This is a genomic window from Vibrio sp. L5-1, from assembly GCF_021728315.1.
GTDB classification, from domain to species: domain Bacteria; phylum Pseudomonadota; class Gammaproteobacteria; order Enterobacterales; family Vibrionaceae; genus Vibrio; species Vibrio splendidus_K.
Map to the genome: position 1 here is coordinate 1,440,931 of NZ_JAKKCQ010000001.1, position 23,931 is coordinate 1,464,861.

The window sequence follows — 23,931 nt, forward strand, 5'->3', positions numbered from 1 at the left end:
TTAAGCCGTTAAACTTCGGCGCCCAATTGTTCAAGAAAGCCACGCATGTAGTCGGTGCGCTTGTTGGCTTCTAATTTGGCAGATTCTGTATTCATTGTTTCAGCCAGCTTGAATAGCTTCACGTAAAAGTGGTCGACACTGTAATGTTTGTCATCCAAGTCACGTTGCTTCGCAAACGGGTCTTGGTGGTTATAGAGTTCTGCGTTAAAGCTCTGGCCCACATACAGGCAGCGAGCAATACCAATCGCACCGAGAGAATCTAGTCGATCGGCATCTTGGACGATCTGTGCTTCTAAGGTTTCAGGTGTGATGTTGGCACTGTAGCTGTGCGTGACAATGGCATGATGGATTTCATCAAGATGGGACGTAGGATACTCGATAGATTTGAGGAAAGAGATGGCCTTGTCTGCTGCCATCTGTGAGCTTTTGGCTCTGTCTGGGTGATTCTTAGGAAAGGTGAAGCAATCGTGAAGGTAAGCGGCGGGTAGCACGACTTCAAGCTTAGCCTGTTCTTGAGCACACAAAGCCTTGGCGGTTTTGACTACGCGTTTGATGTGGCTGATGTCGTGCGCTGCATCTTGTGTCATTTCTTGTTGTGCAAAATCAAGCAGTTGGCTTTCTAATTTTTCTATCACGCGTCCCTTTCTCCATTTTTAGACGTTATCAATGTTGCTTATCGATCAGTGTCGTTTCATATCGACTTTAACAGTTTCAAGCGCGAGTTTTTATCTTTTATAAAAGGAATATCAACAAAAAACCGACTCTGTGAGTCGGCTTGATAGAGAGGCTTGTCTACGTATTTTAGGACGAGACAGATAAAAGCATTATCAACAGAAGTGATAGCCTAAGCAGCGGCTTGTTGAAGCTGTGCTAACACATGGTGCAATGAAGGGCTGATGGTGTGTCCAAGCGCTTTCACTTCTTCGCAAGGCTCAACCAAATCAAGGATCTGGAAGCTGATCATGTTGGCTGCCATTGATGCGCGAATGCCGTTGTTTGAGTCTTCAAACGCTAGGCAGGCTTCTGGGGCAACTCCTAGGCGTTCTGCCGCTAGCAGGTAGATCTCGGGGTGAGGCTTACCATTGGTCACTTCACAGCCTGTGCTTAGTGAGGTGAAGTAAGAATCTAGGCCAGCCAGCTCAAGCTTCTTTTTCGCGATATCAAGCTGAGTCGAGGTTGCCACCGCGATTGGAATGTCGTTTGATTTCAGCCACTCAAGAAGCTCAATCACGCCGTCTTTTACTGGAATAGCTTGGTGCTTAACAATTGCACTGTAGCGAGTACGCCATTCGTTGTTCAGCGCAGGGTAATCTAACCCTTCACCGTAGCCATTTCTAAAGATCTGTTCGATGGTTTTTGCGTTACAGCCAATGATGCCTAGGTAGACATCTTGCAAAAACGGAACACCTTGCGCGTGACATGCTTCTTCAAAAACCTGCATACAAAGTCGCTCGGTGTCGAGCAGCAGTCCATCCATATCAAAAATAGCAGCTTGAAAATTCATATCCGTGGTTCTTTATGTGTTGTCATCATGAGGGCGAGTATTTTGACATAGTGCCTGGAGATAGGCGAGTCAGTGTTCAGTAAGAATATGCCGAATTGTCTCGGTAATATGCTTCTAGATGAGGATAAGTCTGATTAACTTGCGTTGGAATAATATCGTTCAGTTATGAGTCTGATGTTTGATAGGCCATGCGGTTCTAACAGACACAATAATGGCTATCATACATAACAAATCTAGGTTGAGTGCCTAGCTTCCTATTACAATTCATAAACTTACAGACGTGTTAGCGTGACCATAATCTTATAAAAAACAATTTGCGGAAGCCTGCAATCAGAGTGTGACCAAGTAATAAGTAAAAGGCTGAACTAAAGGACAAAATATCATTAGTCCATATTTTTAGCAGGGTTGCTTATGTTGTATTTTGAGTTTCTATTTTTATTAGTCGTACTTTATATCGGATCTCGGTATGGCGGTATCGGCTTAGGTGTTGTTTCTGGGATTGGCTTGGTTATCGAGGTGTTTGTCTTCAAGATGCCACCAACGTCTCCACCTGTCACCGTCATGTTGATCATTCTCGCCGTTGTGACTTGTGCTTCGATTTTAGAAGCGGCGGGTGGTTTGAAATACATGTTGCAAGTAGCGGAAAGGGTACTGAGAAAGAACCCGAAACGCGTCACCTTGATAGCACCGTTCGTGACTTACTCGATGACTTTCCTATTGGGTACTGGCCACGCGGTTTACTCAATTATGCCAATCATCGGCGATGTTGCGTTGAAGAATGGTATTCGTCCTGAGCGTCCAATGGCAGCGGCATCAGTGGCGTCTCAGCTAGCGATTACGGCTTCTCCAATCTCGGCTGCAGTGGTGTATTACCTCGCGCAACTTTCCGATGTCCAACACTCCATTACTCTGCTTTCCATTTTGATGGTGACGGTTCCTGCAACGCTGTTCGGCACACTTTTACTTTCTCTATATAGCTTGAAACGCGGTAAAGAACTGAACGACGATCCTGATTATCAAGCACGTCTAAAAGATCCTGAGTGGAAAAAACGCATCGAGAACACGACGGCGACGTCTTTGGATGAAGTGCTTCCAACTTCGGCTCGTAATGCCGTGTTGATTTTCCTACTTTCAATTGTCGTGATTGTTATCGTGGCGATGGTGCCTGAGATCAGAACTATCGTAGACGGCGACAAGCCAATCAAGATGTCGGTGATCATCCAAATGATGATGCTCTGTTTCGGCGGTATCATCTTGCTGGCAACCAAAACTGACCCACGTGATGTACCAAATGGTGTGGTATTCAAATCGGGTATGGTGGCAGCAATTGCTATCTTCGGTATCGCTTGGATGTCGGATACTTACTTCCAATATGCAATGCCTCAGTTCAAGTCTGGCATCGTGGAAATGGTAACGAATTACCCATGGACGTTTGCTCTAGCGCTATTCATCGTATCGGTTGTGGTGAACTCGCAAGCCGCTACTGCACGTATGATGCTACCTGTTGGCCTTGGCTTAGGATTAGATCCAGCACTGCTTATCGGTTTGATGCCAGCAGTTTACGGCTACTTCTTCATCCCGAACTATCCATCAGACATCGCAACGGTTAACTTCGATGTCTCTGGCACCACCAAGATTGGTAAGTGGTACTTCAACCACTCATTCATGTCGGTGGGTTTAATCGGTGTAGTAGGTGCATGTTGTTTAGGCTACGCACTGGCACAGATTTTTATCGCTTAACCTAACTTCTTGTCGCGTAATTTACGAGCGAGATAAAACGAAAAACAGCGCCTATTGAGGCGCTGTTTTTGTTTGTACTGTATTAATTCACTACTGTGCTTCGAAGTTAGGTTTCGAACTAATAACCATTATTAACGTGGCTCAAAAGCCAAAGACTGAATCGCTTCTTCGATAGTCAAGAAGTGGATCTTCATCAGGCAGACTTCTGCTTTCTGGAACTCGTGATTTCGAATAAGTTTAGTCACGCTTTCAACCGAATACTGGTTTGCTCGTTTCGCTAGAGACAGTTGATTTGAGTTTGATTGAAGCGAGTAGCTGTCACCCTCTGAATCAATCAGATAATCCTCTTCGCCCAAGATCATGTCTGAGCATTCTGCTTGAAAATCGTTCTCGGATGCAACGTAAATAAGCTCATCATCACCGTCGAGTTTTACCAAAGATGGCCAACTGATCATTACTGCCTCTAAATCATGCATGTTGAAGTTTGAGCCTCGACTATAAACATTTTCCACTGCTTGGTCATCTCTTCAAGCAAACGACTTAAGACGTTACTTACTTAGAGAACGACCTAATGGCGCGAAGTATCCCTGAAGCGCTTGATAAATCTCTTCTCGATGCGCGAGATCGGGATATAAAGGGAACATCTCAGGCTTGGTGGTGCCATCGACTAAGTAAGAATTCTCGATATCTGAGCAGGATTCAATCGCAGATTCAAAGGCTCGCGCCATCATTTCTGTCGGTAGTGAGAAGTAACGAGCCGACGTTGCCTTGTCTGCAATAACGCTGCGCGCAACGTAGTCGTGTTTATCTAGGTTGTTGTCACTGAGTAGTGTGGCATCGAACAGAGACATCAAACTCTCGTTTAATGGATGAGGTCGCACCTTTCTATCGTGTAGCCAACAATCACTGGCGAACAAGATGTGTTTTCGAGGGCCGGACATATCACCAATCTCAAACGCCTTTTCGGCAATGTAATGGTCAAACGCATGCCAGAACTCGTGGGCTAATGCACCGGCGCCAGCGTTCTTGGCGAGGGCTAGCTCTCGTTGGTTCGGTGCGTAGTGTGCTTGCACACCTTTCCTACCACCACTGCCAAAGGCTAAGCCTAACGTGCCGCGCAGGCCAATCGCTTCTGGCGGCAGAGCCAAGATGTAAGCCAAGTCTGCTAGTGAATCGAATATCAGGTTCGCAGCCAGCTCCTTCTCTTCTTTAGAAACCCAAGCTCCCACGCGAATGCTGCCCATACCGAAGGTCTGCTTGATGTCCATAAAAGACACCTGATCGCCATGTCGGTAGTCTGGGCCTTTGCGTGCTTTGTATTTAAAGTGAGTTAACTTCAAAGGGGGACCTTGGGAACAGAATTAAGATTGAGTGAGATGCTCTTGAAGGATGCATACCGTTTAGTTGCGTCCTTATGAATCCTTTTTTGAGCTGCCTCTCTTGGAGTCAAAGAAAGTTAGCACTTTTTACGGAAAATTACCGAACAAAATGAGTTAGATTGAGTTCAAAAGCTTCCCATGAAGTTGGGTTACCTTCACGAGTCAGCGGAAACAAAGGTTCATGTGGTTTGGCATAACTTAAACGATGCAGCCTTTGAGTAACATGGTAGCTATCCAGTCCTGAAATCGTGACCAAGTCCAACGCTTCTAAATCAAGGTAGCCATCCGGCATCACGGCACGCTTGGGTGCTTGAATCGTAATAACCTCTCCAATCAGCATCTGGGTTTGATTACTCTCTATTGATATCTGTTCTTTCAAAACTAGCCCTATCTTGAGTGCACTTTCTAATACAAACGGCGCGGGAAACATGTCGTCATAGTAAGGGGTGAGTCCGACGGCTTTGAATTCGGAAGCCGACTTTGGATAACGAGCCGAAGTTTGATGCGCTTTCTGAACAAAATCAGCGCCGATACTGTTGATGGTGAAGTGTCGAGTTTCTAGAATATTCTCTAGCGTGTGGCGGCGACTTTCGCAGGGGCGAACAATAAAACCAAACAGTGGTGGGCTCGATCCTAAATGAACTACCGAGCTGATAACAGCAAGGTTCTCGAACCCCTGTTTGTCACACGTACCAATCAGGTTGGCGCTCTTGAACCCCGATAAGGAGTTAATTAAGCGAGCGCGCTCTCGCTGATCCATCGTTTGGATATCTTGTCTTGAAAGGGTCATGTCCTTCATATCTTCTCTTCTTCTCATTTTTGTTTATCACAAACTTGCTTACTAACGGATCAATATGTACGCAGTATCACTTTCTATCGATCAACGGGTTTGCCCTGAATAGCTATGTGGCACTGGTTTCGTCGGTATTTTGCGAAACAGGTGCTTCTTTAAAGTGTGATTTTTTATGTGGTGCAAACTATTTGCATAGATTTACGCACTTTGACGTCCCTTTACATTCAAGAAACTAAAGTAAAGTTATAGTCTTTGAGAGCGCGAAAACATGAAAACAGTCCGCAATGTCATCTGGGCAATGATTGCCACAATGTCAGCCTTTTGGTTTGCGATGGAACCGCAACTCTTCGCTTCAAGCAACTTATTTGAATGGCGCTCGGCCATGATTCAGTACTCGGGTATTTTGTCTCTGATGTTAATGTCCATCACCATGATCTTGGCGATGCGTCTACCTATGGTTGAGAATTGGCTCAACGGTATGGATAAAGCGTATCGAGTCCATAAATGGTTGGGTATCGGTGGTGTAGCTCTGGGTGTGACACACTGGTTGTGGTACCAGATCCCTAAGTGGCTAGTGATGTCTGGAGTGTTGGCTAAGCCTGTTCGTCATGATGGTTCCGGCCCGGCAAGAACTATGTCTGGTTGGGAAGCGTGGGTCAATGGGCTCCACGGCTTTGCTGAAAATATTGGCGAGTGGGGTTTCTATCTATTGCTTGTTTTACTGGTGGCGTCGTTGTGGGCGGCAGTGAAATACAAACCGTTTAAACTGTCACATCGCTTGATGTCTGTCGCGTATCTTTTGATCGCGTTTCACTCGGTATTACTGCTCAAACATGCCTATTGGGGTCAGCCCATTTATTACCTAACGGTGGCCTTTGCTTTGATTGGGTCTGTCGCAGCGATGTACAGTTTGTTGGGTTTTGTAGGGCGTCGTAATCGTCACTCTGCTGCTGTTTCTTCCACTCGTTACTTTCCACAGGTCGAAGTGATGGAGTTGGTGCTAAAACCCGGAACATCTTGGCGAGGCCACAAAGCAGGGCAGTTTGCGTACTTGCGCTTCGGGAATGAAGACCCGCACCCGTTTACCATTGTTTCGGGCAGCGAAGATTCAGAACTGCGTTTCTTGATTAAAGAGTTGGGTGACTTTACGAATGGTCTTTATGAACGAGTAAATACGGGCGATGCTGTTACGGTGGAAGGGCCTTATGGTCGACTTGAGTTTGACTGAAGTAAGCCACAAATTTGGATTGCGGGTGGTGTTGGGATAGCGTCGTTTTTTGCAACCCTTGAAGCGCTCAAAACAGAGAAGACTCACTCTCGCATCGAGCTATTCTATTGCACTCGTGGTGTCGATGAGCATTTGGTGGATGAGCTATGGCACCTTGCACATCAAGTAGGAGTGAAGTTGAACGTGATAGACACCTTGCACTCACCTCGATTAAACGCTGAACGCATTGCTCACCAGTGTGGTGATTTAAACGATTATGAACTGTATTTCTGCGGGCCAGAGCTGTTCTCAACATCGCTTAAAAAAGAATTGGGTACGTACAAGTTCAACGTTGACCAGAATTATCACGAAGAGCTGTTTGTGATGCGTTAAAAAGACCGAAATAGCTATCAATAGCGTCAACTTTGGCTCTTCGTTGCGGGGCTGGAGCCGCTGTCCGATTTGTCGTTATTGATACCTGACTACAAGTACTCGTTAAAAAGGCAAAACTTGGTCAACTTTTTATTGCAGCGGTTTGCTATTGAGCGATACCATGTACGGCTGTTTTATTGGTAAAGATTGTAAAATGTCAGATGAAAAGCTCGCGCTAGAGTGGATGCGCCAACAAGCGCATAAAATTGATCCGTATGTTATAAATCCATCATTTGATGAGTGTGTCGAACTGCTTGAACCTGCTTTTAAAAAAGGGAGAAGTGTCGCGCAGCTAAAATATCTATTATCAGAAGCCGATCGCCGAGCGGGTGCCGCCGAGCGTAAACATGCCGCCTTAAAGTTCGCCAAAGAAAAAAGCCCAAAGGCAGGCCAAAACCTTCGCCTTCAAAGCAAGCTTCAACAAGTTCAGTTGGCATTAAAGTTAGCGACGGGCGATAACAACATGACCATATCGCAGTTCTGTTCTGAGTATGATGTCAGTAAGCGAGACGGCAACGTAGCGTGGAATGAAAAGCTGGTTGAGCAGAATAAGAAGAAGTGACGCATTCAATACTTCATCGACCAGCTATATAAACAGTGATGCTCCGCCTTACATTCAGTTTCATGGAACACTTGTAAGCGAGTGCCTTTAGCGCAAAGCCAGATCTTTAAAGATGTTTTGGATAAATACGGCATTGAGAATCAGCTATTTATCGAGGAAGGTGTTGGCCATAGTGATCCAATTTTTGCTACTGATAAGTATGTACCGCATGTGATTGCGTTCTTAGAGCGACATTATCCAATTAAATAATCTCTACTTTTGTAGCGTTTCAACGCTCTAGAAAGCACTCATTGAGCCATTTAAAGCTAAGTTGATTACTCAAGTTCAACTTGGCTTTTTTATTAGGCGCTTTCATAACCATGTGGATTCATTTCTAACTCCTACTTTTATCATTCAATCGTCATTTATGAGATTGAACAAAACCGTCTTTACTTTCGATAATGGAGCTATCCATCAGTTAAGGTGGGTTGTTATTGAGTGGCGAGTCACGCTTTGTGCGCTATTCACTCAAGCTTATCGACTACCTTGCTAAAGCTGTCAATGTGCGCGATACACTATTTTTCGCCCATTAATCAATTTCACTTGTGACAAAGCTATCAGAATTATGCATTTTCGGTAACGTTCCCGAAAGTATCGATCTATCATCCATCCAGATACAAAAGTGAAGTGATCAACACGACTGATTTCTATTTTTTCTTCGATATAGAGCTTGTACATCAAAAGTATAAGCCGAAATGCGCTTACGAATTATTTTGGGAACGTTTGCAAACAATCCAAACAATTAACGTGAGAACATAAGAATGAAACTACACACTTTAGCGGTTGCTGTAACAATGGGGCTAATGACTACATCGGTATTAGCAAGTGAAGACGTTGCAGCATTAGAGCAACGTATTAATGAATTAGAACAAAGAGTTGCACAAACGGAGCAGGTTTCTACCGAAGCTAATGAAAAGGCTTCTTCGTTTGAGTTTTACGGCTATGCACGCTCTGGATTATTGATCAACGACGACCTAAACGGCGCGACAGGTACTGGTCCTTATATGACAGCGGCGGGTGCGATTGGTGCACCAGTTGGACGACTTGGTGTGGAAGATGATCATTACGTTGAAGCGAACTTGATTCATAAGCGCTTTGCGGATGATGGCTCTAGTGCCTTGTTTCGTATCATGTTAGCCGACAGTACTGAAACAAATAACGAATGGACAGCCAGTGAAAGCCAGTTGAATGTACGACAAGTGTATTCAGAACTGAACCGTCTGAGCATGTTCTCTGAATCCGAAGCGTTTTCTGAAGCAACGTTTTGGGCGGGTAAACGATTCGATCGCGACAACTTTGATATTCACTTTTTCGATTCGGATATTGTCTTCTTATCAGGTACTGGTGCGGGCGTTTACGATGTTCAGATGAGCGACAACTGGAAAGCGAATTTTTCTATTTATGGCCGAGATTTTGGTGAGATTGATAGCTCATCAACAGATGTAGAAAACTACATTGCAACCATGAATAACCGTATTGGCCAATGGCAAGTGATGTTGAGCGGCATGACCTCAGCAGACAACGATAGCCGCTTAAATGGCGCAGCTGAAAGCGGTGTACACGCCATGTTTGCGTACCATGGAGGCAACTTCTTTGGTCTGAGCGAAGGCTTCTCTAAAACGGGTGTGTTAGTGGGTAGTGGCTTAGGTGCAGAGCTAAAAGGCATCGGTTCTAATGGTGATCTACTGGATGACGCAAAAGCCGTTCGCCTGTTTAGCTACGGTGTCACTCGCATTGGCGACAACTGGCGCTTAGCACCTGCATTAATGGCAGAGCATAGCCAAGACCGTCTGAAGAAGAATGACGAGTTCACATGGGCCTCTTTAAACGTTCGATTGGCTCAAGAGTTCACAGAGAACTTTGAGATGGTTTACGAAGGTTCATTGCAGTACATGGATTTAGACAACTCGACAGAGCAAGCGAGCGGCGGTTTCTATAAAGCGACAGTGGCACCAACACTCAAGCTTTCAACCAGCACTGGTTTCTTTGACCGACCAGAATTGCGTTTCGCTGTGAGTTATGTGGATTGGAGTGAAGACCTGAATGGTTACTCGATCAGCACTGAAGCAGATGCTGCAACGATGGGAGAGGGCGGCGAGGTTCTGTTTGCACTGCAGATGGAAACTTGGTTCTAATTACCTGATATATCGTTTAGATAGAGAGTGTTAATCATGATGTGATAGTCGCATCATCAAATGCCAACCTTATCGTTTCAACTCGAAGGTTGGCATTTTTTCATCTTGGGATAACTTAATCTCTGAGATAAATCGCTAGCAAGACTCTCGGTCAATAGTGGTGAAGGTCAACACCATCTTGCTCATTTCAAAGCCTTTTTTTTCAATACGGTCGAGCAGCAGCTTGGCTCCATTTTCTCCCGCTTTATCAAACGCATAGTTAAACGTAGACAGCGTTGGTGTGCATACTGAAGCGAGTTCATCATCACCCACGCCGAGTACCAAGACATCCTTTCCTGGAACGAGGCCAGCTTCTTGAATCGCTCTGATCGCACCGATTGCGATACGGTCAGTTGCGCAGAACAGGCCATCGAGCTTGGTGTGCTCTTTTAGAGACTGTTTAGCCAGTTGGTAACCTGACTCTATGGTGAAGTCGCCACGGGCGTGAAACTGCAGTATGAGGTCGTTAAATTTAAGCGATTGAGCGAAGCCTTCCGATCTCATATTATCAACCGCAATATCATCGCCTTGCACGCCGATGAACCCCATGTGCTTACAACCTTTCGCTATGAAGCGATTACCTGCTTCAAACCCTACGCGAGTGTCGTCGTGCACAATGCTTGGGATGTTAAACATTGACCCGTCTTGACCAACCAATACCACCGGCACAGCAGAGCTTTGAATCGCTTTGACTAATTTGTTGTCGAGGTGGGTCGCGTACAGGATGATACCTTCAACGCGTTTTTGGTTAAATATCTGAATATATTCAAGTTCTTTATGGTGTGTTTGGTGTGTGCTCGCTAATAAAACATGCTTGCCCGCTTGCTCTAAGACGGCAGTTAAACCATCGACACCCTGAGAGGTGGCGTGGGAAGAAACCCTAGGAACAATCACGCCAACCAGGTTGGTTTTTTGAGACTTTAAGTCTTTAGCGACTTGGTTTGGGAGGTAGCCACACTCTTCAACCGCTTGACGCACCTTCACCTTGGTTGTGTCTTTTACGCCATACTCATCGTTGATTACTCTTGAGACCGTCGACTTGGAAACTCCAGCGAGACGAGCGACATCATGAAGACTAGCCATTATTCATTATCCAATTGTAATTTTAGTTTTGGGATTGTTTGCAAACAGATCATCAAATTCACCTGTTATTAGGAGATTTTAACCCGGTCTTCTTATCCTAGGGAGATAATTTGAAGATCATTCTCACAGTATTGAGCAGTTATCTTTGATCATTTGCTATTTCTAGGCAAAAATTTGCTCTGCAAACGTTCCCGAAAATTCAAAGGCTCAAATGATAATCCAATGGGGTATGTAATGAATTATCCAAAAATAGCAAAAGAGCTGCTTTCTCTATTAGGTGGTAAAAGTAATATCACCGCACTCGCACACTGTGCGACTCGTCTGCGTCTTGCGGTTGCAGACCAAGATAAAATTGATGAACAGGCGATTGATAACCTAGAGGGGGTTAAGGGCCAGTTTAAAGTGGCGGGTCAATATCAGATCATCTTTGGCTCAGGCATCGTAAACCAAGTTTATGCTGAGTTGGCTAAGCTGACGGAAATGACGGAAATGTCGACCAACGATGTGGCGTCTGCAGGTGCTGATAACCAAAATATTCTGCAACGCGCGGTGAAAGGTCTGTCTGATATCTTTGTACCAATCATTCCGGCAATTGTTGCTGGTGGTTTGTTGATGGGTATCTACAACCTATTGACGGCTCAAGGCTTGTTCATTGATGGCAAATCTTTAATCGACGCTAATCCGGGTTTGACCGATTTAGCAAACATGATCAATACATTTGCTAATGCCCCTTTTGTGTACTTACCTATTTTATTAGCATTTTCAGCGAGTAAGAAGTTTGGTGGTAACCCATACCTTGGCGCGGCTTTAGGTATGTTGATGGTTCACCCAGACTTGCTTAACGGCTGGGGCTTCGGTGGCGCATCAGTGTCGGGCAGTATTCCTGTTTGGAACATTCTAGGCTTCGAAATCGAGAAAGTGGGCTATCAAGGTTCAGTACTGCCCGTTCTTGTTTCTGCGTTTATTCTAGCGAAAGTTGAGCTTGGCCTACGTAAAGTTATTCCTTCGGTTCTGGATAACTTGCTAACGCCGCTACTGGCTATTTTCGTGACTGGCCTTCTGACATTCACGGTTGTGGGTCCATTTACACGTGATATCGGCTTCCTACTGGGTGATGGTCTTAACTGGCTATACAACAGCGCTGGCTTCATTGGTGGTGCGGTGTTTGGTTTGATTTATGCGCCGTTCGTTATTACTGGTATGCACCATAGCTTTATTGCTATTGAAACTCAGCTGCTTGCGGATATAGCAACGACTGGCGGTACGTTCATCTTCCCTATCGCGGCGATGTCTAACGTGTCACAAGGTGCAGCGGCACTGGCGGTTGGTTTCATGAGTAAAGATAAGAAAATGAAAGGTATCGCGATTCCTTCTGGTGTGACTGGCTTGCTTGGTATTACTGAACCTGCAATGTTCGGCGTGAACTTGAAGCTTCGCTACCCATTCATTGCTGCGGTTTGTGCAGCTGCGGTTTCAAGCGCGTTTATCACGATGTTCAATGTGAAAGCACAAGCACTGGGTGCGGCGGGTATTCCTGGCATCATCTCAATATCACCAGAAAAAATTGGCTACTACGTGGTAGGTATGATTATCGCGTTCGTGACTGCCTTTGCTTTGACCGTTGTTTTAGGTCTGCGTGAGCGCAGCAAGCAAAACATTAAAGCAACAGCTTAACGTTTCTCCCTAGAAGTGAAGCCCCCCTTTTCACTTCATTTCCTAAGCTTTGGGGTGCTAGCTAGGTGATTTGGCTTAGCTAGCCTTTTTATATTTTCACATGACAGCGTGAAGTGTCACCTTGCTTTTGGTTGCTACTGCTTTCGATTGCCATCGCTTTCGGTTGTCATGATTTTCAGTTTTAAGGTAAGAAAGATGAATCAAGTTTGGGTAACTGGAGACGCCGTCGTCGACCTCATTCCGGAGACTGACGCGACATTATTGAAATGTCCGGGCGGTGCGCCTGCTAATGTCGCGGTAGCGATTTCTCGCCTTTTAGGCAAAAGCGCATTTTTCGGCCGAGTGGGTAACGACCCGTTTGGCACTTTTATGGAAGTGACTCTGCAAAAGGAAGGTGTGAATACCGACCGTTTGGTGAAGGACCCTGAACAACGTACATCCACTGTGGTGGTCGATCTTGATGACCAAGGCGAGCGCAGCTTTACGTTTATGGTTAAGCCAAGTGCCGACCAGTTTATGTCTGTTGAAGACATTCCCGAATTTAAGAAAAACGAGTGGCTACACGTCTGCTCAATCTCTTTGGCTAATGAACCAAGCCGAAGCAGTACCTTCGAAGCGATCCGACGTATGAAAGCCGCGGGTGGTTACATCAGCTTCGATCCAAACCTTCGTGATGAAGTGTGGCAAAACCCACCTGAAATTAAGTCTGTGGTCATGAAAGCGGTTGAATTAGCTGATGTGGTTAAATTTTCAGAAGAAGAACTGGATTCCTTAACCGATTCAACTTCGATGGAACAAGGTTTGGCTAACATTGCAGATCTTAACAACACGCTTGTTTTGGTTACGCAGGGCGCGAAAGGCGTTTGGCGAGTATTTGAAAACCAAGGTGTGTTGATTTCAGGTCGCTCAGTGACGCCAGTGGATACTACAGGCGCAGGCGATGCTTTTGTTGGCGGCTTACTTGCAAAGCTTTCTCAACATGAAGAGTGGAATAATCAACAAGTCGTTGACTCTGCAATCCAGTGGGCAAATGGCTGTGGTGCATTGGCAACCACGCAAAAAGGTGCGATGACTGCACTTCCATCGCAAGAGGCTCTAACTCAGTTTATTCAAAAAGACTCTTCAAATACGAATGCCGTCGAGGAGAGTGTATGAGTTTGAACTCGAACTGGACGGTAGAGCAAAGATATCGTCGTATAGAAGCGATTTCACAAGACAGCATTGATGCGATGATAAAGCTTCGCAAACAAGATGCTGGATATCCGAGCTACCATATTGCGCCTAAGTTTGGTCTGCTTAATGACCCGAATGGTCTGTGTTTTTTTAATGGTGAACACCACCTATTTTACCAATGGACGCCAGTTGGCCCAGTCCATGGTATGAAGTACTGGTACCACCTTTCTACCAAAGACTTCGTTCATTTCGAAGACCACGGCATTGGCTTGCACCCAGACCAAGATTACGATTCTCATGGGGTTTATTCTGGTGGAGCTCTCGTTGAAAACGACGAAGCTATTTTATTCTTCACGGGGAATCATCGTGATGAAAACTGGGAAAGGTCCTCAACTCAGTGTTTTGCCAAGATGTCTGTCAAAGGGCAAATAGAAAAGCATGGTGTGGTTATCGAAAATGAACACTACACCGAACATTTCCGCGACCCAAAAGTGTGGAAGGGCGGTGACGATTACTTGATGGTTGTTGGGGCTCAGACCCAAGAAGAACGTGGTTCAATGGCGCTGTACAGAAGTCGTGACCTCATGAACTGGCAGCATAAAGGTTCTATTCAAACTCGTTACAACAACCTTGGTTATATGTGGGAATGCCCAGATTTCTTTGAAATCGATAATCAGTCGGTGATGCTGTTTTCTCCACAAGGTGTCTCTAGCGATAATCCGTACGATTTTAAAAACATTTACTCAGTGGCTTACATTGTTGGTGATTGTTTGAATTTAGATTCGATGGAATTTGAAAACCATCAAGATATCGCGCAGCCTGATTACGGGTTTGATTTTTACGCTCCTCAGACTTACTTAGACGATTCAGGTCGTCGGATCTTGATTGCTTGGGTAGGCCTTCCTGATATCGACGCTCCATCTGTAGCGCACCAATGGGCGGGTATGTTGTCATTACCACGCGAGCTTAACATCCAAGATGGCTATCTGGTGCAATCGACTTTACCTGAATTGAACGCGTTGCAAGGCGAAGTTGTTGCGGTTGAGAGCGTTCTTGAACTGGATACAACCAGCTTCATGGTTCAGCTTGAAACGGAAACGGACGAGTTTGAGTTAACGCTTGCTAACGCTGCGGGCGATAACATCGTGTTCAGTGCCACGGAATCGGAGTTCATGCTTGATCGCAGTAAGATGTCTCAACTCTACGCGGAAGAGTTTGGCTCGGTGAGAAAAGCTCCGAGGTTGAGCACTAAGCAAACCATCGAGGTATATGTCGATAAGTCAGTGATCGAAATCTTTATCAATGGCGGTAAGCACACAATGACCAGCCGTTTCTTCATTGATGACTTGAGTTCATTGTCGATGACTGGTGACGTGAACACCGTTTATCACTCGATGAACCCAATTAAAGGGTTGGACGACTAACCTCCGCTTATCTCCATCAAGAAAGCCGCTGATCAACAGCGGCTTTTGTTTGGTCTGCGACATCACTATTGTGCTAGCTCTTTGACCTTGCCCATTCCTCGCACATAAAGTTCATTCAGAGCTAACAACCAATGCTAAGGTCGAATGTTATTGAAGCTGACCTTCTGCGTACCATCTCCAAGTTTCTCCAACTTAACCACGTCCCCTTGATAGTAATACGGTTCCATTGGCATATTGCTGTTGGTCGGTCTTGCGTAGTGCAATACAGCCAGTTTAGCGTCAACTTGCTGAGTATATAAATAGCCAATCAGCGCATGTTCAAATTGGTGATAGCCATTGCCCCAATGGAAAGCTTTAGTACGCTTAGGATCAAGCCCAACGCCACCGTATTTGTGGTCGACCCATACATCATGAAAGGTCGGTAAGGTGTATTGCAGGACGTCTTTCATTGAACCATCGACCAGCGAAACCGTCATGGCCGCTTGATCAAGCTCAGCCCACTCCCATGATGACGCCCACTGGCTGTGCGGTCTGCTCTGCCAGCCCGTGATATCTTGCCCTTGCCACATCTTCTGAAGTCGCTCACCAAAGTAGTTAGATACATTGGCAAAGTCTTTCTGATATTGCGCCTGATCCAGAGTGTGTTTCATGCCGTCTAAACCAAACTCCGACCAATCGGAATTATTTAATGCATGACCGGTTAGATAGGTCATCCAATACGCTTTGATGGTGTGCCCAAAATCATTGTGATTAGCATTCGGCATCATCGCAGCTTTATCATGAATTGCGCCGTAGAAGCGTTGTTCATCTTCAGAGTGATAGTGGTCGATCATAGCTTGTGTTAGCCAATTTAGGTCATCAAGCCATTTTGATTTGGTGGGCTCTTTCAGTAAAGGGGCGACTAACAGCATGTAACCGTTAATTTGATCAAGTTGCGCGACTAATTCACGTCGTGTGGCTTTTCCATCTTCACCGTCAGCAAGTACCCAAGCAAGACCACTGTTGTCGCTAAGTCGATACTTATCAAAGATAAAAGCTTGTTGGGCGATGAGAGCTTCTTCTACCTTTTTGTCTTGCGTCAGGTAGTAATACATCGCGAGTCCAACCAGCGCATACGCTTGATCTTGAGAGGTACGTTGCTGCCAATTCTGACCTGCTTTGCCCTCTTTTGTGTAGCCAATAAAGCCACCATTTTGCTTATCTTCTAGTTGATCAATGAGGTAGTAGGCACCTTGTTTGGCAAGCGCTAAAGCCTGCTTGTCTCCGGTAAGATGGTAGAGCACGCCATAGGCATAAGTTTGACGTGATTTCATGCGCGTAAACTCTTTGCCGAAGTGGGGAGTGATCCAGCCTCTGTCTAATTCAGGACACACATCAGAAACATCAAGCAAGGTACCGTCATCACAACGAAACGTCGGGAAATTGCCTATCGGTTCTCCCTGAGCGCTAGGCATTAGCCAGTAAGGTGCGAGCCCTTCAGAAGCATGATTAATCCAGTCTTCTCCGGAAGGAAGGGGGACATTGGCAGATACAGTGAAACTGGCCACGCTGAGTAATGCGATCGTTGCTCGTAACATGATGTTTATCTTAATGATTTGAGTTTCGTTGAATATAAACAATCACATCTGCACATTGTGATTCGGTGATCACAATCGATCAAATTAAAACGGTTTAGAGGGGAAACTTAAAGGTCCTTGAGTCGTATTGAGTTAATCGAATCTCATCGAGCATTATCCAAAATTAGAATAATTAGTAATGACTATAAGTCATTGGATGAATTTTGGTCGCGTTCGTATACTCGGTTCAAACAAAGGATGTTTTTTGAACAATTGAATGTTTCACCTTTACGAAGAGATATGCTCAACATGAAAAAACTTCTATTAGCTTCGCTACTCACTATCAGCACAATGCCTGTTTATTCTCAATCGTTTGATGATACCGACGACATCCTTAATCGCGCATCGCAGATTGAAAACCTTGAATACAAAATGATGGTGCAGCGTGCCACTCAAACGGCTATTCACTATATGCCTGCCGTTACTCAGATTGATTTTTTGAAAGCAACCCGTCGTGATTTGAATGGCGACTACAATGACGTGGTTTACGTGAACGAACCTTTCGGCTCAGAAAAGGGGTTCCTCACTGCTAATGACACCACAGCTTATGCGTGGGCAACCACAACCTCGAAAAATGGCCCAGTCGTTATCGAAGTGCCAGCAGCAACAGACAAAGTGAATTACTTTGGTTCGGTTGTGAATCAGTGGGAAGTGCCGATCACGGATGTTGGCTACAAAGGTGCTGATGAAGGTGAAGGAGGCAAATATCTTTTCTTACCGCCAGGTTACAACAACGAGTTTGGTTCGAAGCTAGCGCTAGAAAGGCAAGGTTATCTGGTATTTGAAACCGACACTTATCTGTATGGTTTTTCATTCAGACCATCGTTAACAAATGGTGCGACAGATTTAGATGCGGGTAACTACGCGAAGAAAATCAAAATCTACAATCTTGTTGATGCTGAAAACCCACCCAAAACAGACTACTTAGATGCAACGGAAGTCGCGTATGACAGCCTCCCGTATTACAACGAGACGTTCTTTCAAGACATCAATGACGTTATCCAAGAGAACCCGGTCAGAGCTCAAGACAAGGCGATGGCGTCATTACTAAAAGATCTCGGTATCGAAAAAGGTAAAAAATTCGACCCAACAGATGAGCAGAAAAAAGCGATACGTGAAGGTGTATTGATGGCTTATGCGCACATGCAGTCGAAATTTGTAGAACCTGATCAGACGGTGAGTGCGTTATGGAAAGATGAAAATGGCGAGCCTTTGTCGCAATGGTCCTTCTGGAATTTTGGCCCTCAAGCTCAGCTTGGCTTCCCTTTTGTGGATGAAGATGAAGTTTTGGTCGATAAGCGTGCTGCGTCGTATTTCTACGTAACGTATTTGCCGAAGCAACTGGGCGGTTCAACCTTTTATCTAACGGGTTTACGTGATTCAAAAGGTGAGATGTTAGATGGCAAAGCGACATACAAGCTTAATGTGCCAGCCGACACGCCTGTTGAGGATTTTTGGTCTGCCATTGTTTACAACATGGAAACCAAAAACTTTGTTAAAGGAGTCGACCGAGTAGGACTATCGTCTAGAAATGCAGACACGATGAAAAAGAATCCAGATGGTTCTTACGATTTGTACTTCGGCCCAGAAGCACCAAAAGGACAAGAGGAAAACTGGGTTCCTACCGGTGGTGAAGATTACTTCTTACTGTTCCGACTTTACCGTCCAACATCGAAGACGTTCTTTAAAAACTGGATGCTAGAAGACATGGATAAAATCAGTGGCTAACCAGCAATAAACGCTAACCCGTTTCTGGAAATAAATAGCCTAGAGCGTGACACCTAAGCGAAGAATATCAATTGGTGCGGCCTAGGCTATCTGAATCACCTTAGATAAGAGAAACTATTATGAAAAAATCGATTATTGCTACGTTGCTGATTACTTTAGGTTGTTCGTCTTTCGCATTTGCTGAACCTAAATTTAGTGCACAAGTGCCAGAGAGCATCATCACGCCAAATAAGGTTGAGTCTACCTATCTGGGTGAACTGAATTATACCGATGGCGCACCGACAGCTGAAACGCACTCCAAGGTGCAAGATTTTGTTCAGGTGTCCAATGCCGTTCGTGTTTTTCTATCCGGTATCCCCGTTGCTTCAATACAAGGTTTGCTGCTGGGACATGAAAGCATCGGAATGAAACCGAATCAAACCATCGCAATTTCAGAAGATAATCTAGACGCGAATAGCCTTTGGTTAACAGCGAACACGACCACACCGTATATCACATCAGAAATTGATGTAAGAAACGGCCCCGTCATTTTGGATATTCCCAATCCAGTACTTGGTTTGCTCGACAATGCTGCATTTAAATATGTAGACAGAATTGGTGTGACTCATCCAGACAATGTCGCTAAATCAGGGAAGTACTTTATTCGTCATTCATCATGGAAAGGCGAAGTACCAGAGGGGTACATTGAGATTGTCAGTGAAGGTTACCAGCACTGGTTATTACTTCGCCTTGTGAGTTCTCCAGAAGAGATGAAAGAAAGCATTGAAGCATTAAAAGCGACCACCAAGCTTTACCCGTATGGAGAAGAAGATAAGACAGAGTTCATGAACATTTCAGGTGCCGACTACAACACTATTCATGCAATGGACGCGACGTTTTATGATGAAATCAACGCATTGATTCAATATGAGCCTACGGCTATTTTTGATGCTGAATGGCTGTCGCTGGCTAAAGATATTGGAATAGAAAAAGGGCAAGAGTTTGCTCCTAATAAACGCATGCAGAAAATACTGTCGGAAGCGGCAAAAATAGCAACGGCTGAAGCGCGCTCAACCTACTTTCATCCTAAAGAGGAAATGTTCCGCTACGATGATAGACAATGGTTTACTCCGTTAGTCTCTGGCCATGAATTTAAAGACGCGAATGGCGTGATTGACTCTGACATGCGAGCCACCTTCCACTTCATGGCGACGGGTATTACCCCTGATATGGTGACAAAAACCGTAGGCAAAGGCTCGGATTACCTATTAGCGACACGTGATGCGAACAAAGAAGTATTGGATGGTAGCCAACATTACACGGTGACACTGCCGCCGAATGCGCCTGTAGAGAAGTTTTGGTCATTTATGATCTACGATAACCAGACGCGTTCTATGTTAGAAACGGATCAAAAGTCTGCGGGTATTGATGGTTTGAGTGATGGTATTCAGAAAAATGCCGATGGTTCTATCACCATCCACTTTGCTCCTAATGCACCCAAAGGAATGGAAAATAACTGGGTTCAAACGACGGAAGGTAAGGGTTTTAATATTATTTTCCGCATGTATTCACCAACAGAAAAGTGGTTTGATAACTCATGGAAGCCAAGTGACTTTATCAAAGTAAACAAGTGATTCTATCAAAGTAGAATAGAAAGCTAATCTAGATTGGATACCCCTTTAACTGGGGGTATCTTTTCATGTTATGGTTATTTCGTTCTAAACAATGTCATTGTTCAATCTAGCTAGAGGGCTTATGCAAAAAGATATTTCATATCAGTTGAATCGAGTCGACTTAAATCTGCTGGTGGCCTTTGATACGTTGCTTAAGGAACGTAATGTCACCAATGCTGCTAAGGCGTTGTTTGTTTCGCAGTCAGCCATGAGTCGGAGCTTAAAACGGTTGAGAGAAACGTTCGATGATCCTCTCTTTATTCGAACATCGACAGGCCTGACACCGACAGCAAAATCATTAGAGTTAGGCAAAGAACTGCAACACATTCTGCCACAACTAAGTGCGTTGTTTCAGCGTAATCAATTTGATCCTCGAGAATGTAACGATACGTTTTCGATCTCCTTGCCTACTTTTCTGGGCAGTACCATTCTTCCTAATTTGGCTTTGGGGCTATTTGATGAAGCTCCGGATGTGAACTTGATAGAAATGGCAGCGAAAAGTAATCCTTATGATCTGCTCGATAAAGGGAAGTTAGATTTTGCGATTCATTATTCGAGTTCGCTAGATCAAAAATACCAAGCGACAAAGTTAGGTACCATTTATCCCAAGCTGTTTGTTCGGAGAGGCCATCCTCTAGTGGGAAGTACTACTACATTAGATGAAATCATGCGATACCCAGTGCTCGCGATGAATGTAGAAGAAGACCACAAACAAGCATTCAACACGCCTCTTCAGCAAATATTGTTAGAGCTTGAAAGCGATAAACGACCAAAACTTAGAAGTACTCAAACTCATGTGTTAATGGAGATTGCGTCTCGCTCAGACGCGGTAATTTTTGGTATGAACGCGCTGAGTTCATTACCGGATTTCGATAGTCGGTTTGTGGACATTTACGATTTCGTAGACAGTAAACAATATCACGTAGATCTCTATTTATTGCAGCATCAACGTACATTTACATCCGCTTCGCATCAGTGGATAGCGTCTAGATTTAGTGGGTTGTTGGAAAATATACTCTGAAAATAAAATAGCGAATAGCTTCTTTGTCAAACGCTAATCAATAAAAAATTATCGTTTTTCGATAATTTTTTATTGATTAGCGTTTGTTTTGATCTTAGTATCCTCCTGTCAATTCAACAGGAATATAAGTATGTCTAACATCCAAAAACAAAGCCGACGTGTACGTATGCTATTGCAATCCCTTTTTGTACTTACCCCTATAATGGTGTGCTACTTCTGGCTAACAGTTGAGACTCCCTATGACTTTATTAGTGCGACGGGCATTTTTTATCTTACCTACGACATCGGGTATTTCACGATGTTGCCGCTTACTATGACAACAAGAATCGTTGCTGCGTTCACAGGCTTATTGATGTCCAGCATCCTTATGTACGCACTGATGGTTCTGATACGTTTATTCCGTAACTATGAACGAGGTGAGATCTTCTCTTTAGAAAACGCAATGTCTTACCAGAAGCTCGGATATAGCCTGTTTTATTGGGTATTAGGTTCAGTTATCTATGGTTCATTGATGTCAGTGATTCTGTCGTTCAATAATCCACCAGGTGAACGTATCTTTGAGATTAGTTTTGTTGGTATGGACTTTTTAACACTGATATTGGGTATAATTATTTTGATCATCTCATGGGTGATGAAAGAAGGTTATATTCTGGCTGACGAACATAGCCAAACCATTTAAAGGACTTGTCATGACTATCCGCATTAATTTAGACATTATGATGGCCAAACGAAAAATGCGATTGAAGACATTGGCAAAAGAAGTTGGGATTACTGAAGCCAACTTATCAGTATTAAAAAATGGTAAAGCTAAAGCGGTAAGGCTATCGACACTCGATAAGCTGTGTGAAGTTTTAGAGTGCCAACCTGGTGATATTTTGGAGTTTGAACCGAATGATCATCAAGACAGCGTTGCTGAGAGTAGCCGGTAAGGAAATAGCTTTCTAATTATCTAATAATGAACGAGTCTCGATGCCCTTATCGAGACTCATTGCTAACTATTTATACAGGCTTGCCTGCCTCGTCCTCTTCAACCACATCGGTTTCTAAGCTTGCCTCTGCCAGCCATTTTTGTATTGATGGGCTGTTGAGCACGCGTTGCTGATACTGTGATGCCTTCTCTGAAAGTTTGATGCCATAGGTTTCTACGCGCAGCGCCACAGGTGCAAACATCGCATCGGCAATAGACCATTCACCAAACAACCAGCCTTCTGGATATTGCTCCATTTGCGCTGACCATATTGCATCGATACGAGCGATGTCTTTCAGTGCATCTTCACTGAGTTTTAGCTTTCGTTGTGCGCGGCAATTCATTGGCATTTCATTTCTGACGGCAAAAAATCCAGAGTGCATTTCTGCGGAAATTGCTCGGGCATGGGCGCGTTCTTTCACTGAACTAGGCCACGCTGCACCGTTCAAGTGGGCGTCGTTAACGTATTCGAGAATCGCCAATGAATCCCACACTGCAACGTCACCATCAACTAGGGTTGGAACCTTAGCCGTTGGTGTCACTTTCGCCAGAGTGTCGTAGAAATCAGAGGTGAAAAGTTTAAGCTTGATGACTTCTGCATTCAGGTTGTAGTTGTCGAATATCAGCCATGCGCGCAGTGACCAAGTTGAGTAGTTCTGGTTTCCAATATAAAGCTGCATAGATGCTTCCTTGCGTTTGGTGGGTATGCTTTTGAGCTTAGGGGATTGTATTGCGAGGCACTAACGGATAATTTTGATGCAATACATTAATAAAAACGATGGGTGGTGATTTCGATATGGATATTGATGCGTTGCGAGGCTTTCTCGCGTTTGTGGAAACCAGCAGCTTCACGCGTGCCGCGAAGCAGATCAACCGCACCCAATCGGCATTCAGTGCTCAGATGCGTAAGTTGGAAGAAGAACTCAACGTCACTCTTTTCCAAAAAGAAGGACGTAATTTAATACTGACTGAAGCGGGCTTAGCGCTGCGTTCTCATGCCGAACAGTTGGTCGCGCTCCACAATACAGCCCTCAAGCAAGTAAAGCGTTACGAAGACAAACAGCCCTTAAGATTAGGTTGCCCTGAAGATTACAACGACACCATTCTTCCGAAAGTGATTCGCCTGTTACAGCAAGCGGAGCCTACGTGCTCAATCCAAATATTCAGCCTGCCCAGCATTACGCTGAGAGAGTGGTTGGATGACGGCCGTTTAGATGCCGCAATTGTCACCCGAGCGCCCGACAGCGAAGAGGGGTATTGGCTTACACATGATGTGGGAGTATGGATAAGCAGCCCTGATTATGTGTTTGATGGTTCCAAGCCTGTTCCATTAGCCTTGTTTCAAACAGACTGTAAATATCATGCTGCAGCAGTGAATGGTTTAACCAAGCAAGGTACGTCTTATCAGTTGCTGGCGTGCAGTAACACGGCTTCTGCGCAGCGAGCAATTGTTAAAGCGGGTTTAGCGATTGGTGCTATGGGTAAGCTTAGCGTGACTCCGGATTTGAAAATCCTTGAAGATATGCCGCCGTTACCAGCAGTGGATATTGTGCTGATCCTTGCGAGTAAGCATCACCCCGTATTAGACAAAGAAGTGCTCAATCAGCTCGTGGAAATAGAGTCTGATTAGCTTTGTTCCGTAAAATTTAATAGATGAACTGCAATCGATGAGTTTGGAGCTGAGTGGGAATTAAGAAATGAAGAGGCCGAGAACATTGTGTTTCTTAGAAAACATGGTGTTTCTCGGCCTAGTTATTGTGAGA

General features: G+C 44.7%; 20 protein-coding genes and 2 pseudogenes. 14 read left to right on the forward strand and 8 right to left on the reverse strand.

Annotation, left to right across the window (positions count from 1 at the left end):
• Window positions 1-8: 8 nt before the first annotated feature.
• Complete coding sequence (locus L3V35_RS05960; RefSeq protein ID WP_237298847.1) at window positions 9-635, reverse strand: HD domain-containing protein; 627 nt, start codon at window positions 633-635, stop codon at window positions 9-11.
• Between the two features lie 209 nt (window positions 636-844).
• On the reverse strand, window positions 845-1,504 hold the full coding sequence (locus tag L3V35_RS05965) for an HAD family phosphatase (protein ID WP_237298849.1): 660 nt from the start codon (window positions 1,502-1,504) through the stop codon (window positions 845-847).
• Between the two features lie 411 nt (window positions 1,505-1,915).
• Here L3V35_RS05965 and L3V35_RS05970 point away from each other — a divergent pair, with 411 nt between their 5' ends.
• Complete coding sequence (locus L3V35_RS05970) at window positions 1,916-3,244, forward strand: anaerobic C4-dicarboxylate transporter (protein WP_029225082.1); 1,329 nt, start codon at window positions 1,916-1,918, stop codon at window positions 3,242-3,244.
• A gap of 131 nt (window positions 3,245-3,375) precedes the next feature.
• Here the strand turns inward: L3V35_RS05970 and L3V35_RS05975 are convergent, their stop codons facing one another.
• The 3 genes from L3V35_RS05975 to L3V35_RS05985 all read right to left on the reverse strand — a co-directional run bounded on the left by L3V35_RS05975 (window position 3,376) and on the right by L3V35_RS05985 (window position 5,422).
• Window positions 3,376-3,699, reverse strand: coding sequence for a DUF4144 domain-containing protein (locus tag L3V35_RS05975; protein ID WP_171312205.1), 324 nt, complete (start codon window positions 3,697-3,699; stop codon window positions 3,376-3,378).
• Between the two features lie 93 nt (window positions 3,700-3,792).
• On the reverse strand, window positions 3,793-4,584 hold the full coding sequence (locus tag L3V35_RS05980) for a CLCA_X family protein (protein WP_171312203.1): 792 nt from the start codon (window positions 4,582-4,584) through the stop codon (window positions 3,793-3,795).
• Window positions 4,585-4,720: 136 nt separating this feature from the next.
• Window positions 4,721-5,422 (reverse strand): flavin reductase, encoded by a 702-nt coding sequence (locus tag L3V35_RS05985; protein ID WP_237298851.1) that lies wholly within the window; start codon window positions 5,420-5,422, stop codon window positions 4,721-4,723.
• Window positions 5,423-5,684: 262 nt separating this feature from the next.
• Between L3V35_RS05985 and L3V35_RS05990 the strand changes: the two are divergent.
• The 4 genes and pseudogenes from L3V35_RS05990 (at window position 5,685) to L3V35_RS06005 (ending at window position 9,791) form a co-directional block, all read left to right on the forward strand.
• A pseudogene (locus L3V35_RS05990) lies at window positions 5,685-7,016 on the forward strand (ferric reductase-like transmembrane domain-containing protein).
• A 193-nt stretch (window positions 7,017-7,209) separates the two neighbouring features.
• Entirely contained in the window at window positions 7,210-7,617 is a 408-nt protein-coding gene (locus tag L3V35_RS05995) for a hypothetical protein (protein ID WP_054546327.1), read from the forward strand.
• A 13-nt stretch (window positions 7,618-7,630) separates the two neighbouring features.
• Window positions 7,631-7,866, forward strand: a pseudogene (locus L3V35_RS06000) (alpha/beta hydrolase); the annotation flags it as partial.
• 551 nt (window positions 7,867-8,417) lie between these two features.
• Window positions 8,418-9,791: a carbohydrate porin gene (locus L3V35_RS06005; RefSeq protein WP_054546219.1), complete on the forward strand. Its 1,374-nt coding sequence runs from the start codon at window positions 8,418-8,420 to the stop codon at window positions 9,789-9,791.
• 135 nt (window positions 9,792-9,926) lie between these two features.
• On the opposite strand, the gene L3V35_RS06010 is transcribed toward L3V35_RS06005, so the two are convergent.
• Window positions 9,927-10,913 carry a LacI family DNA-binding transcriptional regulator gene (locus L3V35_RS06010; RefSeq protein WP_054546220.1) on the reverse strand — a complete coding sequence of 329 codons (987 nt, stop codon included), beginning with the start codon at window positions 10,911-10,913 and terminating at the stop codon, window positions 9,927-9,929.
• Window positions 10,914-11,147: 234 nt separating this feature from the next.
• Between L3V35_RS06010 and L3V35_RS06015 the strand changes: the two genes are divergently transcribed.
• The 3 genes from L3V35_RS06015 (at window position 11,148) to L3V35_RS06025 (ending at window position 15,184) form a co-directional block, all read left to right on the forward strand.
• On the forward strand, window positions 11,148-12,587 hold the full coding sequence (locus L3V35_RS06015; RefSeq protein ID WP_010432806.1) for a sucrose-specific PTS transporter subunit IIBC: 1,440 nt from the start codon (window positions 11,148-11,150) through the stop codon (window positions 12,585-12,587).
• 195 nt (window positions 12,588-12,782) lie between these two features.
• Window positions 12,783-13,742, forward strand: coding sequence for an aminoimidazole riboside kinase (locus tag L3V35_RS06020; RefSeq protein ID WP_054546221.1), 960 nt, complete (start codon window positions 12,783-12,785; stop codon window positions 13,740-13,742).
• Complete coding sequence (locus tag L3V35_RS06025; RefSeq protein WP_054546222.1) at window positions 13,739-15,184, forward strand: sucrose-6-phosphate hydrolase; 1,446 nt, start codon at window positions 13,739-13,741, stop codon at window positions 15,182-15,184. The genes L3V35_RS06020 and L3V35_RS06025 overlap by 4 nt, the downstream gene beginning before the upstream one ends.
• A 134-nt stretch (window positions 15,185-15,318) precedes the next feature.
• On the opposite strand, the gene L3V35_RS06030 is transcribed toward L3V35_RS06025, so the two are convergent.
• Window positions 15,319-16,761: an N-acylglucosamine 2-epimerase gene (locus L3V35_RS06030; RefSeq protein ID WP_237298853.1), complete on the reverse strand. Its 1,443-nt coding sequence runs from the start codon at window positions 16,759-16,761 to the stop codon at window positions 15,319-15,321.
• A 288-nt stretch (window positions 16,762-17,049) separates the two neighbouring features.
• Here L3V35_RS06030 and L3V35_RS06035 point away from each other — a divergent pair, with 288 nt between their 5' ends.
• The 5 genes from L3V35_RS06035 (at window position 17,050) to L3V35_RS06055 (ending at window position 22,130) form a co-directional block, all read left to right on the forward strand.
• Window positions 17,050-18,528, forward strand: a complete 1,479-nt coding sequence (locus L3V35_RS06035) for a DUF1214 domain-containing protein (RefSeq protein WP_237298861.1) — start codon at window positions 17,050-17,052, stop codon at window positions 18,526-18,528.
• 119 nt (window positions 18,529-18,647) lie between these two features.
• The gene (locus tag L3V35_RS06040) at window positions 18,648-20,141 is read left to right on the forward strand and encodes a DUF1254 domain-containing protein (protein ID WP_237298863.1); all 1,494 of its coding nucleotides are present in this window, start codon (window positions 18,648-18,650) and stop codon (window positions 20,139-20,141) included.
• A 121-nt stretch (window positions 20,142-20,262) separates the two neighbouring features.
• A complete protein-coding gene (locus L3V35_RS06045) occupies window positions 20,263-21,201 on the forward strand; it encodes a LysR family transcriptional regulator (protein ID WP_237298865.1) in 939 nt (312 codons plus the stop codon).
• 130 nt (window positions 21,202-21,331) lie between these two features.
• Complete coding sequence (locus L3V35_RS06050) at window positions 21,332-21,880, forward strand: DUF2975 domain-containing protein (RefSeq protein ID WP_054546226.1); 549 nt, start codon at window positions 21,332-21,334, stop codon at window positions 21,878-21,880.
• A gap of 10 nt (window positions 21,881-21,890) precedes the next feature.
• Complete coding sequence (locus L3V35_RS06055; RefSeq protein ID WP_237298866.1) at window positions 21,891-22,130, forward strand: helix-turn-helix transcriptional regulator; 240 nt, start codon at window positions 21,891-21,893, stop codon at window positions 22,128-22,130.
• Between the two features lie 70 nt (window positions 22,131-22,200).
• Here L3V35_RS06055 and L3V35_RS06060 read toward each other — a convergent pair whose 3' ends face one another.
• On the reverse strand, window positions 22,201-22,848 hold the full coding sequence (locus L3V35_RS06060) for a glutathione S-transferase family protein (RefSeq protein ID WP_237298868.1): 648 nt from the start codon (window positions 22,846-22,848) through the stop codon (window positions 22,201-22,203).
• Between the two features lie 98 nt (window positions 22,849-22,946).
• Between L3V35_RS06060 and L3V35_RS06065 the strand changes: the two genes are divergently transcribed.
• Window positions 22,947-23,798 (forward strand): LysR family transcriptional regulator, encoded by an 852-nt coding sequence (locus L3V35_RS06065; protein ID WP_237298870.1) that lies wholly within the window; start codon window positions 22,947-22,949, stop codon window positions 23,796-23,798.
• The last annotated feature ends 133 nt before the right edge of the window (window positions 23,799-23,931 follow it).